The following is an 18,058-nucleotide window of genomic DNA, read 5'->3' as shown; positions in this document are numbered from 1 at the left end:
TATGAAAAAATATATCTTAATGCTTTGTACATCTCTTGTTGTGATGAGTTGTAACAAAGAAGAAACAAAACCCGAAGTAGAGCAAAAAGCAACTATTTCTACCTCAATTTTAAAGTTGACAGATGCTCAATTAAAGAATTTTGAAATTGATACTATCTCTTTACGTCATCAGAATTTACCTACAACTATTCGGCTAAATGCAAAGACGGCTGTAACCCCAGAGAATACTATTTCTATCACCAATGCTTTTGGTGGTTATGTGAAACGAATTGCATTAATTCCAGGAAATTATGTGAATAAAGGACAAGTTTTGGTGGTTTTAGAAGATCCGCAGTATATTCAAATGCAAGAAGATTATCTCACAACAAAAGCTTTGTTAGAGCAGGCTAGTGCAGATTATGTTCGTCAAAAGGATTTGAATGCAGTGCAAGCAGCAAGTGACAAAGTGATGCAACAAGCGAAAGCAACACGTCAATCGTTGATGGTAAAGAAAAGTTCGTTGGAACAGAAACTTAGGCTAATGAATATCAATCCTTCTTCAGTCTCGTTGAGTAATATTAGACGTACTATCAATGTTTATGCACCAATTAGCGGAATGGTGAGTCAGGTTTTTGCGAATACAGGACAATATATTTCGCCAGCAGATGCGATGTTAGAAATTATTAATCCTGATCGTTCTTTGTTGAACGTAAAAGTGTTTGAAAAAGATCTAAGTAACATTCAGATTGGTCAATTTTTGAAAGCTTATACCAATGCAAAACCAGATCAAAAGTTAGATGCGCAAATCACCTCAATTTCTAATCAAGTGAATGAAGATGGAACGGTTGATGTTTTTGCACGAATTACGAATGCGAATGGAACGCGATTAACAGCGAATATGTATTTCAATATTGAATTGCAGGTGAATTCGCTTAACGCGAATGTTTTACCAGAAGAAGCTGTAATTCAGTTTGAAGGAAAAGATTATGTGTTCGAAAAACAAACTAAAAATCAGTTTCGATTAGTTCCTGTAGAAATAGGAGGTTCTGCGAATAAAATGATTGAAATAAAATCTCCTCAAAATTCAGGAAAAGTATATGTTTCGAAAGGAGCATATTATCTTTTGATTGCGATGAAAAATAGTGGAGAAGAGGAGTAGGTATTTTTGAAAATATAAAATAAATTAAGAAGCTGAAATGAATTCAGCTTCTTATTATCGTCAGTCAGAATAGTGTTTGCAAATCGATGTATTGAAGACTTAGACAATAAATAATGAATTATAAAAACCTTCATTTTGTTATTAAAAATGAAGGTTTTTTTCTTGAGAATTATTGATCAATTAGACTGATAAAGATATCAGATAATTCATTTGGAATGGTAATCATAGCATCATGTCCTGTATTTAGACTAATGTGTTGCCATTTGTGTTTTTTATCTTTTTGTACTTTTTCACTCATTTCTTTCATTATTGGTAATTGCGGATGAGTACATGCAATATAGATTAACGGTAAGCCATTTCCGTATGGATGAATTAGTTTTAATTTTTGTGCAAAAGTATTAAAAGGTTGAGGGGTTAATCTTTTTTCTATGGATGTTACAATTTTGGGATCTGTAACACCAAAAAGTGAGACATCAAACGGTTCGAAATGTTCTTTTCTTTTTATATTTTCTTCCTGAATTTGTCTTACTCCATCTGGTTGAAGTGAAATTGCGCTTTGTCCATTTTCTACAATCATAGCATCAAGAAAAATAAGTTTGGTAAGTTTTTCAGGAATACGATCTGCAACGCCAGCAATTATAGCACCTGCATAGCTATGGCCAACAAGATATACATGATCTAAATCTTCCATTTCAATAAGATTTACAATATCTTGTATATGAGTGTCAAGATTTACATCGTTGTTGATAAGGTGTTTTCTTTCGCCAAGTCCAGTTAAGGTAGGTGTATAGACTTTATAACCTTTTTGTGTAAGATTTTTACTTACATCAGACCAACACCATCCACCATGCCAAGCTCCATGTACAAGTACAAAAACAGGTTCTTTTTTTTGAGATTGCGCGAATGTAAAAACATGTATATTTATGAAAAATACGATGAAAAATAGATATTTAATTTTTTTCATTTTTGATTATATTTAATGATTATTTTGAAGCCGTAAAATTATTCTGAACGAATAAATCCCACAATAACTCATCCCAAAGTGAGTAGATTATTTTAAAATTATAAGCGATGTCAACAGCGAGAAAAGAATTATCAACGAATACAGAAAACTTACAAATATTATCAGAAGCATGTGATGTAAATGATGTTTTGGCCTCAATCTCATTAAAATGGAAAATGCAATTACTCTATTGTATTAATGAAGGAGATAATCAGTTTAGTACTCTCAAGAAAATATTTCCTACACTTTCTGATCAGGTTTTAGGAAAACGATTAAAAGAATTGAAAGAAGAATCATTAATTTTCTCAGATATGATTCCAAATACAATTCCCTCTCAAATAAAATATACGACAACAAGTAAAGGAAAAGAATTATTGAGTATCATTCTCGATTTGCATCAATGGGGATTGAAATGGCAATCAATAGGGAATAATGTATGTATGATTGGTAAATAATAAACGTATAATTTGGATTATAAACCTGATAAAATGACAGAAAAAGAAAAACGAGAAAATGGATTATTGTATAATCCTGGTTTAGATCAAGAATTGCAAAATGAGTTGCGTAATTGTAAAACGTTGTGCCAAGAATACAATACAACAGCCTATTCGGATTCAGAAAAAAGGAGATTAATAATTGAGAAAATAATAAATAAAACCAGTGGTAATTTTTTGATCGAACAACCTTTTTGGTGTGATTTCGGTTATAATATCGAAATAGGAAAAGATTTTTATTCTAATCATAACCTTGTTATTTTAGATTGTGCAAAAGTAACATTTGGTAATAATGTATTTATAGGGCCTAATTGTGGCTTCTATACGGCAGGACATCCAACTAATGTGAAAGATAGAAATGAAGGACTTGAATACGCTAAACCAATTACAGTAGGAGATAGTGTATGGTTTGGAGGAAATGTTGTGGTGATGCCTGGTGTGACAATAGGTGACAATACAATTATAGGAGCAGGAAGTGTTGTTTCTAAAGATATTCCAAGTAATGTGATTGCAGTTGGTAATCCTTGTAATGTGATTAAAGAAAATTAAATCGTACAATCAAGAGATGAATTTTAAGTAGTAAGTTAAATAAATTTAATAGTTTACTTTTTTCCATAGTACATATGAATACTGATAATTAGAATTTAAAATGAAAAGTGGAGGTTCTTCTACGAACTCAGATAACAAAAAAACTAGCTATCATTTCGAAATAATTAGAGCAAATGAGGAATCTAGTATCTTAATAATGATAAATTGTACCAACACAAAATTGTTCATGTAATACTCCTTTTTTTAACCTTTATTAATAATTAGTCTAAATAAATTGTTAATTATTTAGAATAATTCTATATTCGCACTCTAATTTGAGAAGAGAATGTTAGGTAATTTATTGGAGAAGTTTAGATATGTGCTTGTAGTTGTAGTTTTTAGTGCAAATGCAAATGCTCAAAATATCGATCAGCAATTAAAATTACATGTAATAGACAGTGATAGTATAGCATTACAAGATGTAAATGTCATTATCAACAATAGTAAATCTATTCGAACAGATAAAAATGGAGTTGCCGAAATAACTTTACCAATTGGTAATTATAGTTTAAAAATTTCTCACATAGCATATGAAGATAAAAATGTTAGCATAGATCTTACCAAAAACAGAACGTTAACATATGTACTTGTCTCTAAAGAAATCGCTTTACAAGAAGTTGTTTTTACTGCAAAAGAAGACAAAGGATTGACATCTAAATCTGTAATAGATAGAAAAGCAATGGAACATCTACAACCATCTAGTTTTTCTGATTTGATGGAGCTTTTACCTGGTGGATTAGCCAAACAACCTAATCTTACAACGACTAATGTTGCTTTGATTAGAGAAAGTTCTGAAAGACCAACTGTAGGTGGTTATGAAACATCGTCTTTAGGAGTACAGTTTATGGTGGATGACAATATTATCAATTCCAATTCGGATATGCAACGTTCGTTAAATCAACTTGCATTTTCTTCAGCTCCGAAATATAGAAATACGATTTCGACAGGGATTGATATGCGAAGCATTTCGACGAATGACATAGAAAAAGTAGAGATAATACGAGGAATTCCGTCGGCTGCTTATGGTGACCTGACCTCTGGATTAATTAAAATAGAACGAAAAATAGGTGTAACTCCTTTACAAGCACGTGTTAAAGTAGATGGTTTTAGTAAACAATATTATGTAGGTAAAGGATTTAGTCTACTCGATAATTGGAAGTTGAATACATCTGTCGATTTTCTAAACGCAAAAGAAGATCCTAGCGATGATCAAGAGAATTATCAGCGCGTTACAGCATCATTGCGATCTGATTTAAAAACTAAATTATGGAATAATCCGTTGAGGTGGATATCTAATTTAGATTTTTCTAGCACTTTAGACAATGTTAGTATTGATCCAGATAATGCTTATGCACCAACAGATAGGTATAAATCTTATACAAGAAAATTTACAGTTACAAATAATTTTACATACGAACTTCCTAAAAAATCATTTTTTGATTTAGTAACTCTAAATACATCTATTAGACAAGGTTTTGATCGTATAGAACAAAGACAGTTTATTCAATATTCGGGACCAAGAGCCTTACCATTATCAACTGAAGAAGGAGAAAGTGTAGGGATTTTTGCAGCAACTAGTTTTGTATCTGATTATATGACAGATGGTAAACCTTTGGATTTGAATGCACAATTACAAACGACTGGTAAAAAGAGTTTTATAGGCTTAATTAACACTTACGAACTTGGATTAGATTGGCGTTATAGCAAAAATAATGGTAGAGGAGATGTGTATGATGTTACACAGCCTCCATCTCCTAGTATGACTACGCGTCCTAGAGCATTTCGTGATATTCCTGCAACACAAAATATTGCTGCTTTTATTGGAGATCGTATCGATTATAAACTAAATAAACACTCATTTACATTATATGGAGGTTTACGTATAAGTAAGCTTTTAGGTGTGGATAAATCTTATACGATAAGTGATAAGGTTTTTGCAGAACCACGTCTTAATTTTCAGTATGGATTACCACAATTCATGATTGCAGGAAAACCACTTCAAATTGATGTAACAGTAGGATATGGATTGTTCTATAAGCAACCTACGACTTATTATTTATATCCTAATAAACAGTTTACAGACTATGTTCAGTTAAATTATTATCATGATGATGCACGTTATCGCTATATAAATTATATGACGTATGTACAATCATTAGAAAATAAAAATATAACTGCAGCAAAAAATATTAAGCAAGAAGTTAGAGCAGATTTTTCTTATAATAAACATAACTTCTCGATTACCTATTACAAAGAAAATATGAACAATGGTTTTCGACCATTTAATAATTTCAGAGTTAATTCATATAAAAAATATGATGCTACGAAAGTTGATCTTAACAATTGGACAGCAAACGGACCAGATTTAACAAATGTGCCATACACTATTGTAAGAGAACATGCAGCTTTTACAACGATAGAGAACGGAAGTGTGACGGACAAAGAAGGAGTAGAATTTCAGTATAGTACACCACGTTTCAAAGGTATTAATACACGATTTACCTTAAGTGGTGCTTGGTTTAAAACAAAATATTACAATGATATTCCTATTTATGAAAAACCAAGTGTGTCTATAGGAGGAGTCATAGGGTCTTTCCCATATATAGGAATTTATGAAAATGATAAATCATATACTAATTCAAATCTAAATTATAATTTGATGATGGATACGTATATTCCAAGTTTAGATTTAACATTTTCGGCATCTGTACAAGGATCTGTTTTTGATCATAATATTAAAGAAAAAATTATCGCATTTCCAACGTATTATATTGATTTGGACGGAATGGTAAAACCTTATACAGAAGCTGATAAAACGGATATATACAAACAGCATTTGGAAAGAAATATTGCAACTTCAGAACCTTTATCTGAAAAGAAAAGTTATACAATTAATGTCAATTTTAAGGTCACAAAAAGTATTTACAAAGCTTTACGAGCTTCGATGTTTGTGAATCAACTATACAACTATATAAATCCCTATTATTTCAATAATGTAAAAGTAGAGATGGTAAATAAGAGTACACCTTATTTTGGTGTTGAAATGAATTATAATTTTTAAAATATATTAAATAGAAACATATGAAAAAAAGAGTTTTATTACTAAGTTTTTTAGCTATTTCAGCTTCTTATACATTGGTATCATGTTCTAATGATGATGATTTTGGTACAGAAATCGTACAAAATAGTACGTTGACTTTATCATTTAAAGGAGAAAATATTTCTACATATAAAACTTTAGAAGTTGAAGTAAAAGAATTAAACACAGGTGCTACGTCTACTAAAACAATAGATGGTACCAATGCATATACACTAGAATTACCTAAAGGATCTTACAAAGTTACAGTAAATGGTACAGTTGTTACAACAGCTAATGAAGAGGTAAAAGTAGGAGGTTCGTCAGCAATAGATGTTAAGAATACAGCAGAAAATCTAACTATCGAATTGTTTGTAAAACAGTTTAATGAAGATTTTATCATCGAAGAGGCTTTTTATACAGGAGTTAAAACACCAGAAGGAAAAAATTATAATTCGAGCCGTTATTTTAAAATCACAAATAATACGGATAAAGTATTATATGCAGATAAATTAATTTTAGCACAATCAGAATTCTTAACGCAAGTAGATAATAACGTTACACCTTATCATCCAAATACAGCATTTGCAGTAAAAGGAGTAATGGTATTACCAGGAAATGGAACAGATTATCCTGTACAACCAGGTGATTTTATTGTAATTGCAGATAATGCTGTCAATCATAATGCGATAACGAGCACAGCTTTTGATTTGAGCAAGGCGAATTTTGAGTTTCCATCAGAAAATCCTGCTTTAGGTCAAGTAGATAATCCTAGCGTGCCTAACGTAAGTGTTATTTATTCGCAAATGAATTACAATATGTTTTTCTTACATAGTAGTGGAGTAGAATCTTATGTAATTGCTCGTTTTCCAGAAGGAGAAAGTTCAACGACTTTCTTAGAAAAATATAAGTATAGTTATGAATATGTTAATTCGGCAGGTAACATTACAAAGAAAAATACATACGAAATTCCTAACTCATGGATCGTAGATGGAATGAACAATAGTGTACCGGATAAGTTTTTACATATCTTGACGTCACCTACAATTGATGCAGGTTGGACAGGAGTTGGAGAGTTTTGGAATGATGCCAATCGTTTAGGAAAATCTGTTCGTAGAAACATTTTAGGAAAAATGGAAAATGGAAAAAATGTTTATAAAGACACAAATAATTCTACGGTAGATTTTATCAAAAACTCTGAACCAAGTTTAAAAAATGGAATTGTTCATTAATTAAAATAATTTGTTTTGAAAATTTTAAATAGCTTTCGTTTTTTATTGATCATCTTGTTTACGTCAAATTATATAAGTGCACAAGACAGTCTTTCACTTTTTCAAAATTTGAAGAATCAATATGATTCTGAAAGAGATTTTAAAGTAAATATTTTCTATAATCCAGCTAATATGCTGGATTATAGTTCTTCTTCATTTTCAGAGTTATATGTGGATTATTACAATCAAAAAGATAAAATATATCGACAACAAAACGGATCAGAAAAACAAGGATTTGGTGTGATTACTAATTCTTATCAGAAACTGAACAAAAATAAAGTACTTTGGGGTAGTGCTTCTTATCAAAATCTAAAAACAAAACGTATAAAATATAATGAGAATTTAGATTTTAATCGAGTAGCTCCATATATTTCATCCGATTCTGTTGGAGGAGATTTGGAAATTGAAAAATACCAATTTTCAGGAGGTTATGCTCAAAAAATTAATCAAGTAACCTTAGGTGCTCAAGCTAGTTATAATGCGCAATTGGGAGCAAGAGCTAGAGATCCTAGAATAAATAATACGACTTCTGAATTAAATTTGAAAATAGGACTTAAATATGCTTTTTACCGTAATTTCGATGTTTCATTATATGCCGAAGGTGAACGATATTTACAAAATAGTAAAGTTAGGTTTGCAAGTAAAATAGGACAGTCATTAGTGTATCAAATGACAGGATTTGGATTTTACAACAGTCTATTCAGTGGGGGTACAACTTCATTAACAACAGTTCACGAAGAATATGTTTATAAGTTTGGTGGTGGAATTAATCATAAAGAAGGAAAGGGTTTTTATATTTTAGCTTATATTGGTCAATCTAATATGCTGAAGAGTTATAGAGGAACTAGCAATAGATTTTATGACTTATCTGATTTGAATAAAGATTATTTTGAAGTAGAAGGAGCAAAATTTTTCCAAATTGCTGATCATAGATTAGGTGTAAAACTAAATTATTTGTCCAACCAAACTACAGGAAAAGAATATGGTTATACGAATAATACACAATTATTAGAACAAATCTACAAGCGATTGTCATATAAAAGAGATGAGACGATAACTAGTTTTTCGTTATTATACTCACTAAACAAAGAGAAATTTAGCTTATCAGCCCTGCCATATTTTCGTATGCAAGAAATAAAAGAGCAGCGAATAAATCCATATAGTGGACAAAAATTTGAGTACTCAATAATTGGGTTAATCATTGATTATAAACATAAAATAGCAAATAATCAGGCTTTAACTTTTCGACCATTTTTTGATATAAAATCTGTCACTTCTTCTAAAAATGCATTAGCAACGATCGATTTATCTTTTTTGAACAATTGGATTAATCAAGATTATAATTATTTAGCAAGTGATATTCAAACGATAGGAGCTAGTTTACGATATGACATCAAAGTAGAAAAAATACCTGCTTTATTTGTAGAGACTGGATTTAGTAATTCAAGAATTCAATCAAAAAATAATAACTTTTCTACTGTTATGGTAGGAATTACATTCTAATATAAAATGAAAATAAAACTAGTTGTTACTTTCATCATACTTTGTTCTTACTTTTTACTAAGTTTTGCCCCTATTGTAAAAAATGATCTTAGCTATCTAAAGGATCCTACAATCCAAGATATTGTAGAAAGTTATAAAAAGAATATTAGCTTTTGGCCTAAACCAACTATTGATAAAGGAGTAGAATGGAAAGAATTTAGTTCTATAAAAAGAGATTCAGCATATTTTGTGACACAAGATCAACCAATTGTTATATTAGGTAAGATGTTGTTTTTTGATCCTAAACTTTCAGGTTCTAATCAAATATCATGTAGCTCTTGTCATGATCCAGAAATGGGGTGGACAGATAGAAGAAAAGTTTCTTTAGGAAATAATCATTTAGAAGGTACTCGAAATACTCAATCTTTGTACAATATAGGAGAAAGAACTTCTTTCTTTTGGGATGGACGCGCTAATACATTAGAAGATCAGGTTAGTGGACCATTATCAGCATTTCATGAAATGGATATGGATTTAAGTAAATTATCAGAAAAAATAAATCAATACAAAGGTTATAAAAAACTTTTTAGAGATGCTTTTGATGACGAAACTGTAACAAACGAAAGAATAGCAAAAGCACTTTCAAGTTTTCAAAAAACGATAAAAAGTCAACCCAGTCGATTTGATCGTTTTATAGATGGAGATTATAAAGCCTTATCAGATCAGGAGATTTATGGTATGCATTTGTTTCGTACAAAAGCACGTTGTATGAATTGTCATAATGGAAAATACTTAACAGACGAATCTTTTCATAATATTGGATTGACATATTATAAACGAAAGTTTCAAGACTTGGGACGATATGAAATCACAAAAAATGCAGATGATGTTGGGAAATTTAAAACGCCATCTTTACGTGATTTATTAAATACTAGACCATGGATGCATAACGGATTTTTTGATGATTTGGACGGATTGATTAATGTATACAACAGCGGAATGCACATGATAGATCCTACTCCAGAAAAAAAAGCGGCTGATCCTTTATATCCATATACAGACCAATTATTGCAACCTTTGAATTTGACAAAAGAGGAAAAAACTGCTTTGAAATCTTTTTTAGAAGCTCTAAATGGTTCTAAATTTAAAATGGATCGTCCGAAATTTCCCCTTGAATAAATATTTTTTCTAAGTTCTAAGTATTGATCTTTAAGTAATAAGTTGTAACAAAACGTATAAATTCAATCAAAGACAAGAGTTTTTGATTGAATTCATATATCTTTCGGGGAACTTTGATGAAAAAACATTTGAAATTAAAAGGAGAAGCTCCGTGGAGCTTAGGTAAAAATTGTTACAAGTTGATTAATAACAGTAAATCATTTTTAACGCTCATTACGTTCAACTGATGTTCGACTATTCAGCAGTGACGTTTTTTGGTGCGTTGCTAAAACTGATTTTAATTATCGAAATTAAAAAGAAAAGTTTAATTAACTTTTTTCTTCTCATAACTCAATAAAAAAATCGTCGAAACAATCAATAAACTGCCAATCCAATCAAGGATACCAAAAGAAACATTAAGCCAAAGTATTGCAATAATTGTTGCAGAAAGTGGCTCAGCAGAAGCAAGTAAACTACTTTTTTGACCACCAATAATTTGTACAGCGGTTAGGTATAAATAGAAGGGAATTAATGTTCCAAAAAGAATGATGAATAAAGTATATAAATATGTTTTCTGATCCCAAATACCATCTATTGACCAAGGAGCTTTAACAAACGAAAAGGCTAATCCGCCGATTAACATTCCCCAACCGATAATGGTTGCCGAATTGTATTTTTGCAATAATGGAATAGGTTGTAACGTATAAATTGCTAAAGCTACAGCAGATCCTAAACCAAAAAATAATGCGGTTGTAGAGATATTTAAGCTATCCAATTTACCATGAGTAACCAACAAGAAAGTACCAATAACAGCAAAAGAAATGGCAATAAAATCAATAAAACGAGGAATTTTTTTATTTTTAAATGCTAAATAAATAGCGATAAGAACTGGACCTGCATATTGTAATACTGTTGCTGTAGCGGCATTAGAGTGTTTGATGGCTGCAAAGTAGGTGTATTGCACCATAAGCATCCCTGTTATCGAGAAAAGTACCAATCGAAAAGCATCCTTTTTATTGCGCCAAACATCAACGATTTTAGCTTCTTTCTGGCTTGCAGCATATAACAACAAAATGACACCCGAAACAAGCATTCTCACTGTAATCATCCATTCTACATTGATGCCACGTTGTTGAAACAAAAATTGCCCAAATGTTCCTGAAATTCCCCATAATGAAGCTGCAATAATTGCAAATAAAAATCCTTTTAACGTCGCATTTTTCATGAATAGAATGTTTGATATATTATTATTGTTTTGCAAAAATAATTGAAATACTATGGTGAAAATCTTTAATTTTATAAGGTGTTTTGCAATTTTGTTTCATTTAAGCTTTATTTATGATGGATTTAGACCGATTTGATATAGAAATTCTTGATATTTTACAAAAAGATAACATGACTTCGCAACGTGATATTGGTGATAAAATTGGATTATCTGCAGCGGCAGTTCAACGCCGAATCAAAAAAATGCGTGAGGAAAAAGTAATTCGTGCAGATATTTCTGTCATTAACCCTGAAGAAGTTGCTTCTCAAATTTTATTATTTGTAGAAGTTGATTTGGATACAGATAAAATTGAGTTTATTGATGAAATAAAAAACACTTTTAGTCAGGTTCCACAAGTACAACAGTGTTACTATGTGACAGGAGAAGTAGACTTTATACTAATTATGGTTGTTAAGAGCATGCAAGAGTATGAATCATTAATAAGAAAATTGTTTTTAAGTAATTCTAATATTCGACGTTTTAAGACATTTGTCAACATGCATACGGTGAAAGCGGGACTTCAAATTCCATTACCTAAAAAGGATTTTAAATAAATATAATCATATAAAATAAAAACATAGTTAAAGACTTCTCGATACCTCAAAATAACATAAAACTAGCTATCATTTGAGGAACGTAATATTGAAATACAATGTATTATATATATAAAGGTATTAGGAATGAAATTATTAAGTTGAATCACCTTTTGAACTTGATCAATATATTGGATTTCGTAATTGAGAGTAAAATTATAAAGGTTGTATTTGATATCAAGCTAATCAAACAACTATTGGAAAAGAAAAAAAAGACTTCCTAACATTTGACGAATTTTTGATCGCTTTTAAGATGAAATCGTAAAATTCCAAAAGAAAAGGCTCTTCATCTTGCTATGAAGAACCTTTTTGTCATAAATAGTAAAATTAGTTTCTAAAAATATATTGATCACATGTTTTCTAGAAGCTGAATAAACAGAATTTTAAAATAGTTTTTTTGTAAATAAAGCATTTATAAAGAATCCAGTGCCTTGCCAGTTGCTGCTTGATGATGTTTCAGTTCCTATTAAGTCTATTCTAGCAACGGTTAGTGTTAATCGAGTTTTTCCGTTCACTTCAGTAAATCCGCCAAATGAAACAGTAAATACATCGGGAAAAGAAGTTGTATTTCCTGCTGTCAAAATTGGATGTAAATTAACAATATCAAAAGCAGTTCCTTGATATTCATAAACTATCGTCATTTTACTTGGTTTAATAGATGTATTTGCATTTAAAGCTTGCGAAGTTGCTGTTGATGAGATAACCCACCAAGCTTCGGTTCCAGTACCAGAATCATAATCTGTTGAGTTATGATTTGAAATATTTGCCGAAAAATGAGGGATTTTTAAAGTTGTTCCATAAATACTTACGTTTGGAGTGTAAGGTTGAGCAATATATGATAAATCCCATGTTGCAGAAGTAGCAACAGTATTGGTGTTATTTACAACTTCTACATAGCAACCCGCTTCTATTATAAAACTAGCAACTGGTACACTTGTCGCTCTTATTGTATTTGATCCTGAAGCTTTAACTGTTACACGTTTGGTAGTGGCGTTTTTAATTCTGTAAATGCGTCCGTTAAAACTACTTGTTCCTGTTCCAATGACAGGCAATGTAATTGTTGCATCATTAGTACCATTATAAGTCGTATAGTAATCATTAATACCTAAGGTAACACTTGATGATATTTCTTTAAAAGCTGTTTGTAATGAACCTCTTACATCTAGTGTACTGTTAGGGATTGTAGTACCAACTCCTACTTGTGCATTTGTAAGCGAAGTTAATAATAGAGTTGTGGCTAATAAATAATTCTTTTTCATACAATTTGGATTCGTTAATTTTCTACAAAGTTAGAGTTTTTTATTTAGACTAAAATTCTTAAGGCTAATACGTTTGTTTTTAATAAGTTATTTGTTTTTGTAAAATAGAATTTTTTATTACTCTGTATAATTCTTAATAAGAGGAAGAATAGCATATAACTGTTTCATATAATGGAATGTTAGGATTTGTTATTCTCCAATTTATACTTTAAAGAAGTTAAAGTAATTCCTCTCTGCTTATAGAAAGATTAAAGTGGCAGTTTAATTAAAATACTTGTAAAAAGAATTAAGATATTTATTCTTTAATACTATACTTGATATGATTTTGTAAGATAGTATAAGGCAGATTTTAACCTGCCTTTTGTAGTGTTAATGAAATGATTATAAATGATAAAATAAATAATTCTAATAGATGTATGATGGTTAGAAGAATTAATATAATAAGAGAATTTTTATTTAAATATTAGTATTCACTTATATGATTTTAAATAATTAGGGGAATAATTTTAATAATCAGCTAATTAAAAGGAAATGCCATAATAGATGTTTCTCCCCATGTACCTCCTAATTGATCCCAAACTGAATTAAGAGGAAAATTTCCTATATTTTCGGCTCCATTTGTTACTAAATAATACTTTTTTGCTTCGGAAGATGAGTTTTTTATGATTGTGGCTCCTTTAGCAATTCCGTAATCTAATAAATAATCTCCTCCGAATGTTTTACCGAATAAGACATCTTGAGATATAATATATTCACCATTTGTATGTTCAGCCCAGGAGAATCTTGCATATGCACCAGAAGATGGACTAGCTGAGTTGAACGCTCTTAATAATAAATTAGATCGAACCATCCATTCTCCAGGTTCTAGAATGATATAACGACCTGTATAATTGAGTGTTGTAGTAAAAATTAAACCACTATAAGAGCCTTCAGTTTGTGATACAATTACAGAATTTCTTTTTTGCCATTTAGCATCACCATTTAGATTGCTTACTAATCTATAATACTCTCCTTCAGAACCATCTATCAGCCTGAAACCAGAATTAATATTATTACTTTTAATGTCAACAAGCGTACTAGGATTTTCGACACCTATTCCTAGATTTGCATTTTCAGTTATTTTTACATCATTACTGATTGCACTCATATTAGGTGTAGAAGATTTATTATCAGCTTTACCATCGACCATAAAAATTCCTGTAGGATATTCTGTATTTATTCCTACTTGAGAGTATGTGTAAGAAAACAGAAATAATAAAAATATTTTTTTCATCAGTATTGTTTAATTTGCAGGATAAGCGATTATAGAGTTTTCAGCCCATGAAGAGCTCCCTAGGTTATTCCATACTCCGACATAATTACCTGTTATAGTAGGAATATTATTAAAAAGATAGTATGTTTTATCTGAGGATGTACTGTTGTTGATGAGAGTTGTTCCACTTGATAGACCGAATGAACTAATTAATGTTCCAGAGTTTAAATTTCCAGTTCCACCACTATAAGTATAATTTGGTTGTGTACTACTCCAAGATAATCTTACCCATATTCCTTGTCCAGAAACAGGATTTGGATTAGCAGCTAATATAATGTTTGTAAATATTAACCACCTTCCTGGAGGTAAGGTAATTGAAGTACCTGTATAAGAAACATTTTCTACTGGAGTAGATATTCCTGTTGACGACCAATTTGCTAAAATAGGCTTTTGAGTAGCTTTCCAGCTTCCATTTCCATTAGCATCAGAAGTTAAGACGTAACCTTCTCCTTGAGAACCATCATTTAATTTAAATGCCGGAGACGAAGTAGAAATGATTTCTAATTTTCTTGTAGGATTTGTAGTACCTATTCCGACATTACCTTCGCTGGTAATAACAAAATCATTTAGTTGCTGTTCTTTAGTGGGAGCTCCTTCTATATTGTTATCTTTTTTACCATCTACATTAAATACTCCTTGGGGATTACTAGTATTTATCCCCACTTGAGAATGTAAGTAAGAGTTGAATGATAAAGCAATTAGAAGTGCTATTGTTACTTTTTTCATAGATAGGTTGATTAATTGTTTTATTTAATTAGATTTATGAACTATAAATTTTATTTGATACTTTTTTATATTCTAAGGATAGAGACAGATAATATTATCTATTAGTTAGATTTATAAATCATACCCTTTTTTGGAGTAGGCCACTTCTGATTATGTCCGTAATTATATTGTAATGCGTTGTTTATCATTTCTTGGATTCTCTTTCCGCTATGAAACCCTACAATGAAAAGGGCTACATCTATTCCTGAAGTTATTCCAGATGAGGTGATTATTTTTCCTTCATCAACAAATCTAACATCTCTAACGAGTTTAACTTCTGGAAATTTTTCACTAAAATCATGAGCTACAAAATAATGGGTTGTTGCCATTTTATTGTTTAGAATGTTGCTATAGGCGAGCAAATAAGATGCTGTACATATAGACACTATATTAGAATAAGGATTATTATTTTCTTTTTTTATAAAATCAATTAATGAATGATTATTTTTTAACTCTTCTATAACTTTCATATTCGCACCCGGTATAATAATATAGTCAGCAGGAGGAAAATTATTTAATGTATAATCTGTAGTTACTTCTATCAAACCATTTTCGGTTGATATATTTTTAGAATCAAGCCCTATTGTATAAATATTGTATTTTCCATGTGTTAGATTTTTAGCTTTACTAAAAACTTCGATAGGACCTGAAAAATCTTGTAACACAACATTATTGTATAAAAGAACAGCAATGTTTATAGTATCGTTTTTTATATTAGTTGATGAATAATTTTTATTTTCTTGCGCATTTAAACTAAAATGAATAAGAAAAATTAGGATTGAAAATTTCATAATATGTTTGTTTATACATTTATTCAACTAGCAAATTTTTTATGCTAGCAAATTTTTCACAAATGTATACTCGAAATTGTCGTTAAACATTCGAATGAATGTCTGTATTATATAATTTATACAATACGATAATTATGTTAACTTGCTTAATATTAAGTTTTTAAATTTTAGAATATGAGAATTTATTTTGAAATCTAGACTTTAATTAAAAATCAGAATAATGGAGTAATTTCTATAATTTTAATATAATAATTAGTTTTTTGTGAAAGGAAAATATTGTTTATGAACGATTATAAATACTATAATAGATTTAGATTTTACGAAATGATGTATGAGTAAATTATTATAATTAATTACTGAAAATGGATGAGTTAAATTATAAGCTAGATGTAGAAATGAGTCAAGTTATATACAAAGAATATGATACGGCTCAATTACTCAAATTAAAGGAAAAGTTAGTAAATAAGTCTCAAAAATTATATGTTGTATTAGTTGCGTGTTTTACTGGAATAATAGTATTGATAATAGGAATCGTAAAAACTAGAAATAAAAATAAACATTTAATCGAAAAGTACAATCTGTTTATTGAAGAATCTGCTCAATCAAGTTACACAGAACGGAGACTATCGATTAAAGATGAAGAGGATTTGAACAAAGAAGCATTTGAAAGTTTACTATTAAAATTTGAAGAATTTGAGCGGGACAGAGAATTTTTAAACCCTAATATAACAGTAGTAAGTTTGGCAAAATCATTTTCAACAAACACCACTTATTTATCAAAATGTGTCAATCAGTACAAAGGAATTAATTTTTCATCGTACATCAATCGGTTGAGAATAAAATTTATTACTGATTTATTACAAGAACAACCACAATACCTTAATTATAGTGTAGGGGCATTAGGAGAAATAGCAGGTTATATGAATCCAAGACAATTTTCAAATGTTTTTTACAGTGAAACGGGCTTACGTCCCTTAGATTTTATTAAAATTCAAAAACAAAAAAATAAAGAAAGCATATAATGGTATATTAGTGTAATATATTGACATACAGGTACTCAAAAAGACTTGGCTATTGCTTTAAACACATCGCTGTTGCAACTTTACAAAACCATTGCGCAATGGAGATCAATGTTTAATTTAAAATTATAAAAAAATGGCAAAGCAAAAAGGTTTTTTAAAACTTAGAGGTTCAATCGGTGATTTAAACTTCTACAAATCAAAAGATGGTTACATGGTAAGAGAAAAAAGCTCAATTGACCGAAATACCATTATGAGTGATCCCCGATTTCAGCGTACCAGGGAAAATATGCAAGAATTTAAAAATGCTGGTACTGCAGGAAAAACATTACGTAATGCATTCAATGCGATCATAAAAAATGCAAAAGACAGTAGGCTATCTAGCCGTCTCACAAAAGTAATGCACGGTATTCTAAAAGAAGATACAATAAATGTTCGTGGTCAAAGAAATGTACACAAAGGAAATCAATTATTGATGAAAGGGTTTGATTTTAATGCAGGTGCAGCGTGGTTGAAAACAGTATTAATTCCAGTGCAAGTAACAATAGATCGTATCTCTGGTGAAACAAAGTTTACATTAGATGCATACAAACCCTTAGATGTGATAATAGCACCGCAAGGGGCTACGAATTGCCGATTTGTAGCAGCTTCTACAGAAATCGATTTTGAGAAAAACGAATACATTACCAAAACCTCGTATACAGATTATTATCCATACGATGAGGTAGAGGTGAATAATGTAGAGTTGTTGAACAACCTTTCTCCAAATTCAGAGCATACAATCGCTTTAGCAATTGGAATCGAATTCTATCAAGAGGTGAATACTGTTTTATATCCATTAAAGA

The 18,058-nt window shown here is 30.2% G+C and carries 16 protein-coding genes; 10 read left to right on the top strand and 6 right to left on the bottom strand.

Going from position 1 to position 18,058, the window contains the following annotated elements; all coding sequences use genetic code 11:
- Position 1: 1 nt before the first annotated feature.
- Positions 2 to 1,138, top strand: a complete 1,137-nt coding sequence (locus tag B4A23_RS00250) for an efflux RND transporter periplasmic adaptor subunit (RefSeq protein WP_291115500.1) — start codon at positions 2 to 4, stop codon at positions 1,136 to 1,138.
- A 169-nt stretch (positions 1,139 to 1,307) separates the two neighbouring features.
- Here the strand turns inward: B4A23_RS00250 and B4A23_RS00245 are convergent, their stop codons facing one another.
- Positions 1,308 to 2,102 carry an alpha/beta hydrolase gene (locus B4A23_RS00245; RefSeq protein WP_291115497.1) on the bottom strand — a complete coding sequence of 265 codons (795 nt, stop codon included), beginning with the start codon at positions 2,100 to 2,102 and terminating at the stop codon, positions 1,308 to 1,310.
- Between the two features lie 107 nt (positions 2,103 to 2,209).
- On the opposite strand from B4A23_RS00245, the gene B4A23_RS00240 reads away from it, so the two are divergent.
- The 6 genes from B4A23_RS00240 to B4A23_RS00215 all read left to right on the top strand — a co-directional run bounded on the left by B4A23_RS00240 (position 2,210) and on the right by B4A23_RS00215 (position 10,231).
- Positions 2,210 to 2,596 (top strand): winged helix-turn-helix transcriptional regulator, encoded by a 387-nt coding sequence (locus B4A23_RS00240; RefSeq protein ID WP_286485304.1) that lies wholly within the window; start codon positions 2,210 to 2,212, stop codon positions 2,594 to 2,596.
- Between the two features lie 33 nt (positions 2,597 to 2,629).
- A complete protein-coding gene (locus B4A23_RS00235) occupies positions 2,630 to 3,184 on the top strand; it encodes a sugar O-acetyltransferase (protein ID WP_291115492.1) in 555 nt (184 codons plus the stop codon).
- Between the two features lie 325 nt (positions 3,185 to 3,509).
- Positions 3,510 to 6,284, top strand: coding sequence for a TonB-dependent receptor plug domain-containing protein (locus tag B4A23_RS00230; protein WP_291115489.1), 2,775 nt, complete (start codon positions 3,510 to 3,512; stop codon positions 6,282 to 6,284).
- Between the two features lie 20 nt (positions 6,285 to 6,304).
- The gene (locus tag B4A23_RS00225; protein WP_180906080.1) at positions 6,305 to 7,531 is read left to right on the top strand and encodes a DUF4876 domain-containing protein; all 1,227 of its coding nucleotides are present in this window, start codon (positions 6,305 to 6,307) and stop codon (positions 7,529 to 7,531) included.
- A gap of 108 nt (positions 7,532 to 7,639) precedes the next feature.
- On the top strand, positions 7,640 to 9,073 hold the full coding sequence (locus B4A23_RS00220; RefSeq protein ID WP_291115486.1) for a DUF6850 family outer membrane beta-barrel protein: 1,434 nt from the start codon (positions 7,640 to 7,642) through the stop codon (positions 9,071 to 9,073).
- A gap of 6 nt (positions 9,074 to 9,079) precedes the next feature.
- On the top strand, positions 9,080 to 10,231 hold the full coding sequence (locus B4A23_RS00215; RefSeq protein ID WP_291115483.1) for a cytochrome-c peroxidase: 1,152 nt from the start codon (positions 9,080 to 9,082) through the stop codon (positions 10,229 to 10,231).
- Between the two features lie 304 nt (positions 10,232 to 10,535).
- Here B4A23_RS00215 and B4A23_RS00210 read toward each other — a convergent pair whose 3' ends face one another.
- A complete protein-coding gene (locus tag B4A23_RS00210) occupies positions 10,536 to 11,435 on the bottom strand; it encodes an EamA family transporter (RefSeq protein WP_286485297.1) in 900 nt (299 codons plus the stop codon).
- Positions 11,436 to 11,551: 116 nt separating this feature from the next.
- On the opposite strand from B4A23_RS00210, the gene B4A23_RS00205 reads away from it, so the two are divergent.
- Positions 11,552 to 12,028 (top strand): Lrp/AsnC family transcriptional regulator, encoded by a 477-nt coding sequence (locus B4A23_RS00205; RefSeq protein ID WP_244958019.1) that lies wholly within the window; start codon positions 11,552 to 11,554, stop codon positions 12,026 to 12,028.
- A 422-nt stretch (positions 12,029 to 12,450) separates the two neighbouring features.
- Here the strand turns inward: B4A23_RS00205 and B4A23_RS00200 are convergent, their stop codons facing one another.
- From B4A23_RS00200 to B4A23_RS00185, 4 genes are all read right to left on the bottom strand, one after another.
- A complete protein-coding gene (locus B4A23_RS00200) occupies positions 12,451 to 13,326 on the bottom strand; it encodes a hypothetical protein (RefSeq protein ID WP_291115479.1) in 876 nt (291 codons plus the stop codon).
- A 517-nt stretch (positions 13,327 to 13,843) separates the two neighbouring features.
- Positions 13,844 to 14,599 (bottom strand): hypothetical protein, encoded by a 756-nt coding sequence (locus B4A23_RS00195; protein WP_291115476.1) that lies wholly within the window; start codon positions 14,597 to 14,599, stop codon positions 13,844 to 13,846.
- Between the two features lie 9 nt (positions 14,600 to 14,608).
- Positions 14,609 to 15,301 carry a hypothetical protein gene (locus tag B4A23_RS00190; protein WP_291115473.1) on the bottom strand — a complete coding sequence of 231 codons (693 nt, stop codon included), beginning with the start codon at positions 15,299 to 15,301 and terminating at the stop codon, positions 14,609 to 14,611.
- Between the two features lie 164 nt (positions 15,302 to 15,465).
- Positions 15,466 to 16,194, bottom strand: a complete 729-nt coding sequence (locus tag B4A23_RS00185; protein ID WP_291115470.1) for a DJ-1/PfpI family protein — start codon at positions 16,192 to 16,194, stop codon at positions 15,466 to 15,468.
- A 362-nt stretch (positions 16,195 to 16,556) separates the two neighbouring features.
- Here B4A23_RS00185 and B4A23_RS00180 point away from each other — a divergent pair, with 362 nt between their 5' ends.
- Positions 16,557 to 17,216: a helix-turn-helix domain-containing protein gene (locus B4A23_RS00180; protein ID WP_291115467.1), complete on the top strand. Its 660-nt coding sequence runs from the start codon at positions 16,557 to 16,559 to the stop codon at positions 17,214 to 17,216.
- Between the two features lie 133 nt (positions 17,217 to 17,349).
- Positions 17,350 to 18,058, top strand: a 709-nt coding sequence (locus tag B4A23_RS00175; RefSeq protein WP_291115464.1) for a hypothetical protein, incomplete at its 3' end; no start/stop codon positions are given.

Source organism: Empedobacter sp. UBA7248 (assembly GCF_002472945.1).
GTDB classification, from domain to species: domain Bacteria; phylum Bacteroidota; class Bacteroidia; order Flavobacteriales; family Weeksellaceae; genus Empedobacter; species Empedobacter falsenii_C.
Note: the sequence above shows the minus strand (reverse complement) of the source record. Positions and strands in the feature narration are given on the sequence as shown.

Excerpts from the sequence above, each read along its gene's own strand:
- B4A23_RS00185 (WP_291115470.1), bottom strand. The coding sequence starts at position 16,194 with ATGAAATTTTCAATCCTAATTTTTCTTATTCATTTTAGTTTAAATGCG.
- B4A23_RS00205 (WP_244958019.1), top strand. The coding sequence starts at position 11,552 with ATGGATTTAGACCGATTTGATATAGAAATTCTTGATATTTTACAAAAA.
- B4A23_RS00240 (WP_286485304.1), top strand. The coding sequence starts at position 2,210 with ATGTCAACAGCGAGAAAAGAATTATCAACGAATACAGAAAACTTACAA.
- B4A23_RS00200 (WP_291115479.1), bottom strand. The coding sequence starts at position 13,326 with ATGAAAAAGAATTATTTATTAGCCACAACTCTATTATTAACTTCGCTT.
- B4A23_RS00215 (WP_291115483.1), top strand. The coding sequence starts at position 9,080 with ATGAAAATAAAACTAGTTGTTACTTTCATCATACTTTGTTCTTACTTT.
- B4A23_RS00245 (WP_291115497.1), bottom strand. The coding sequence starts at position 2,102 with ATGAAAAAAATTAAATATCTATTTTTCATCGTATTTTTCATAAATATA.
- B4A23_RS00195 (WP_291115476.1), bottom strand. The coding sequence starts at position 14,599 with ATGAAAAAAATATTTTTATTATTTCTGTTTTCTTACACATACTCTCAA.
- B4A23_RS00210 (WP_286485297.1), bottom strand. The coding sequence starts at position 11,435 with ATGAAAAATGCGACGTTAAAAGGATTTTTATTTGCAATTATTGCAGCT.
- B4A23_RS00250 (WP_291115500.1), top strand. The coding sequence starts at position 2 with ATGAAAAAATATATCTTAATGCTTTGTACATCTCTTGTTGTGATGAGT.
- B4A23_RS00230 (WP_291115489.1), top strand. The coding sequence starts at position 3,510 with ATGTTAGGTAATTTATTGGAGAAGTTTAGATATGTGCTTGTAGTTGTA.
- B4A23_RS00180 (WP_291115467.1), top strand. The coding sequence starts at position 16,557 with ATGGATGAGTTAAATTATAAGCTAGATGTAGAAATGAGTCAAGTTATA.
- B4A23_RS00235 (WP_291115492.1), top strand. The coding sequence starts at position 2,630 with ATGACAGAAAAAGAAAAACGAGAAAATGGATTATTGTATAATCCTGGT.
- B4A23_RS00225 (WP_180906080.1), top strand. The coding sequence starts at position 6,305 with ATGAAAAAAAGAGTTTTATTACTAAGTTTTTTAGCTATTTCAGCTTCT.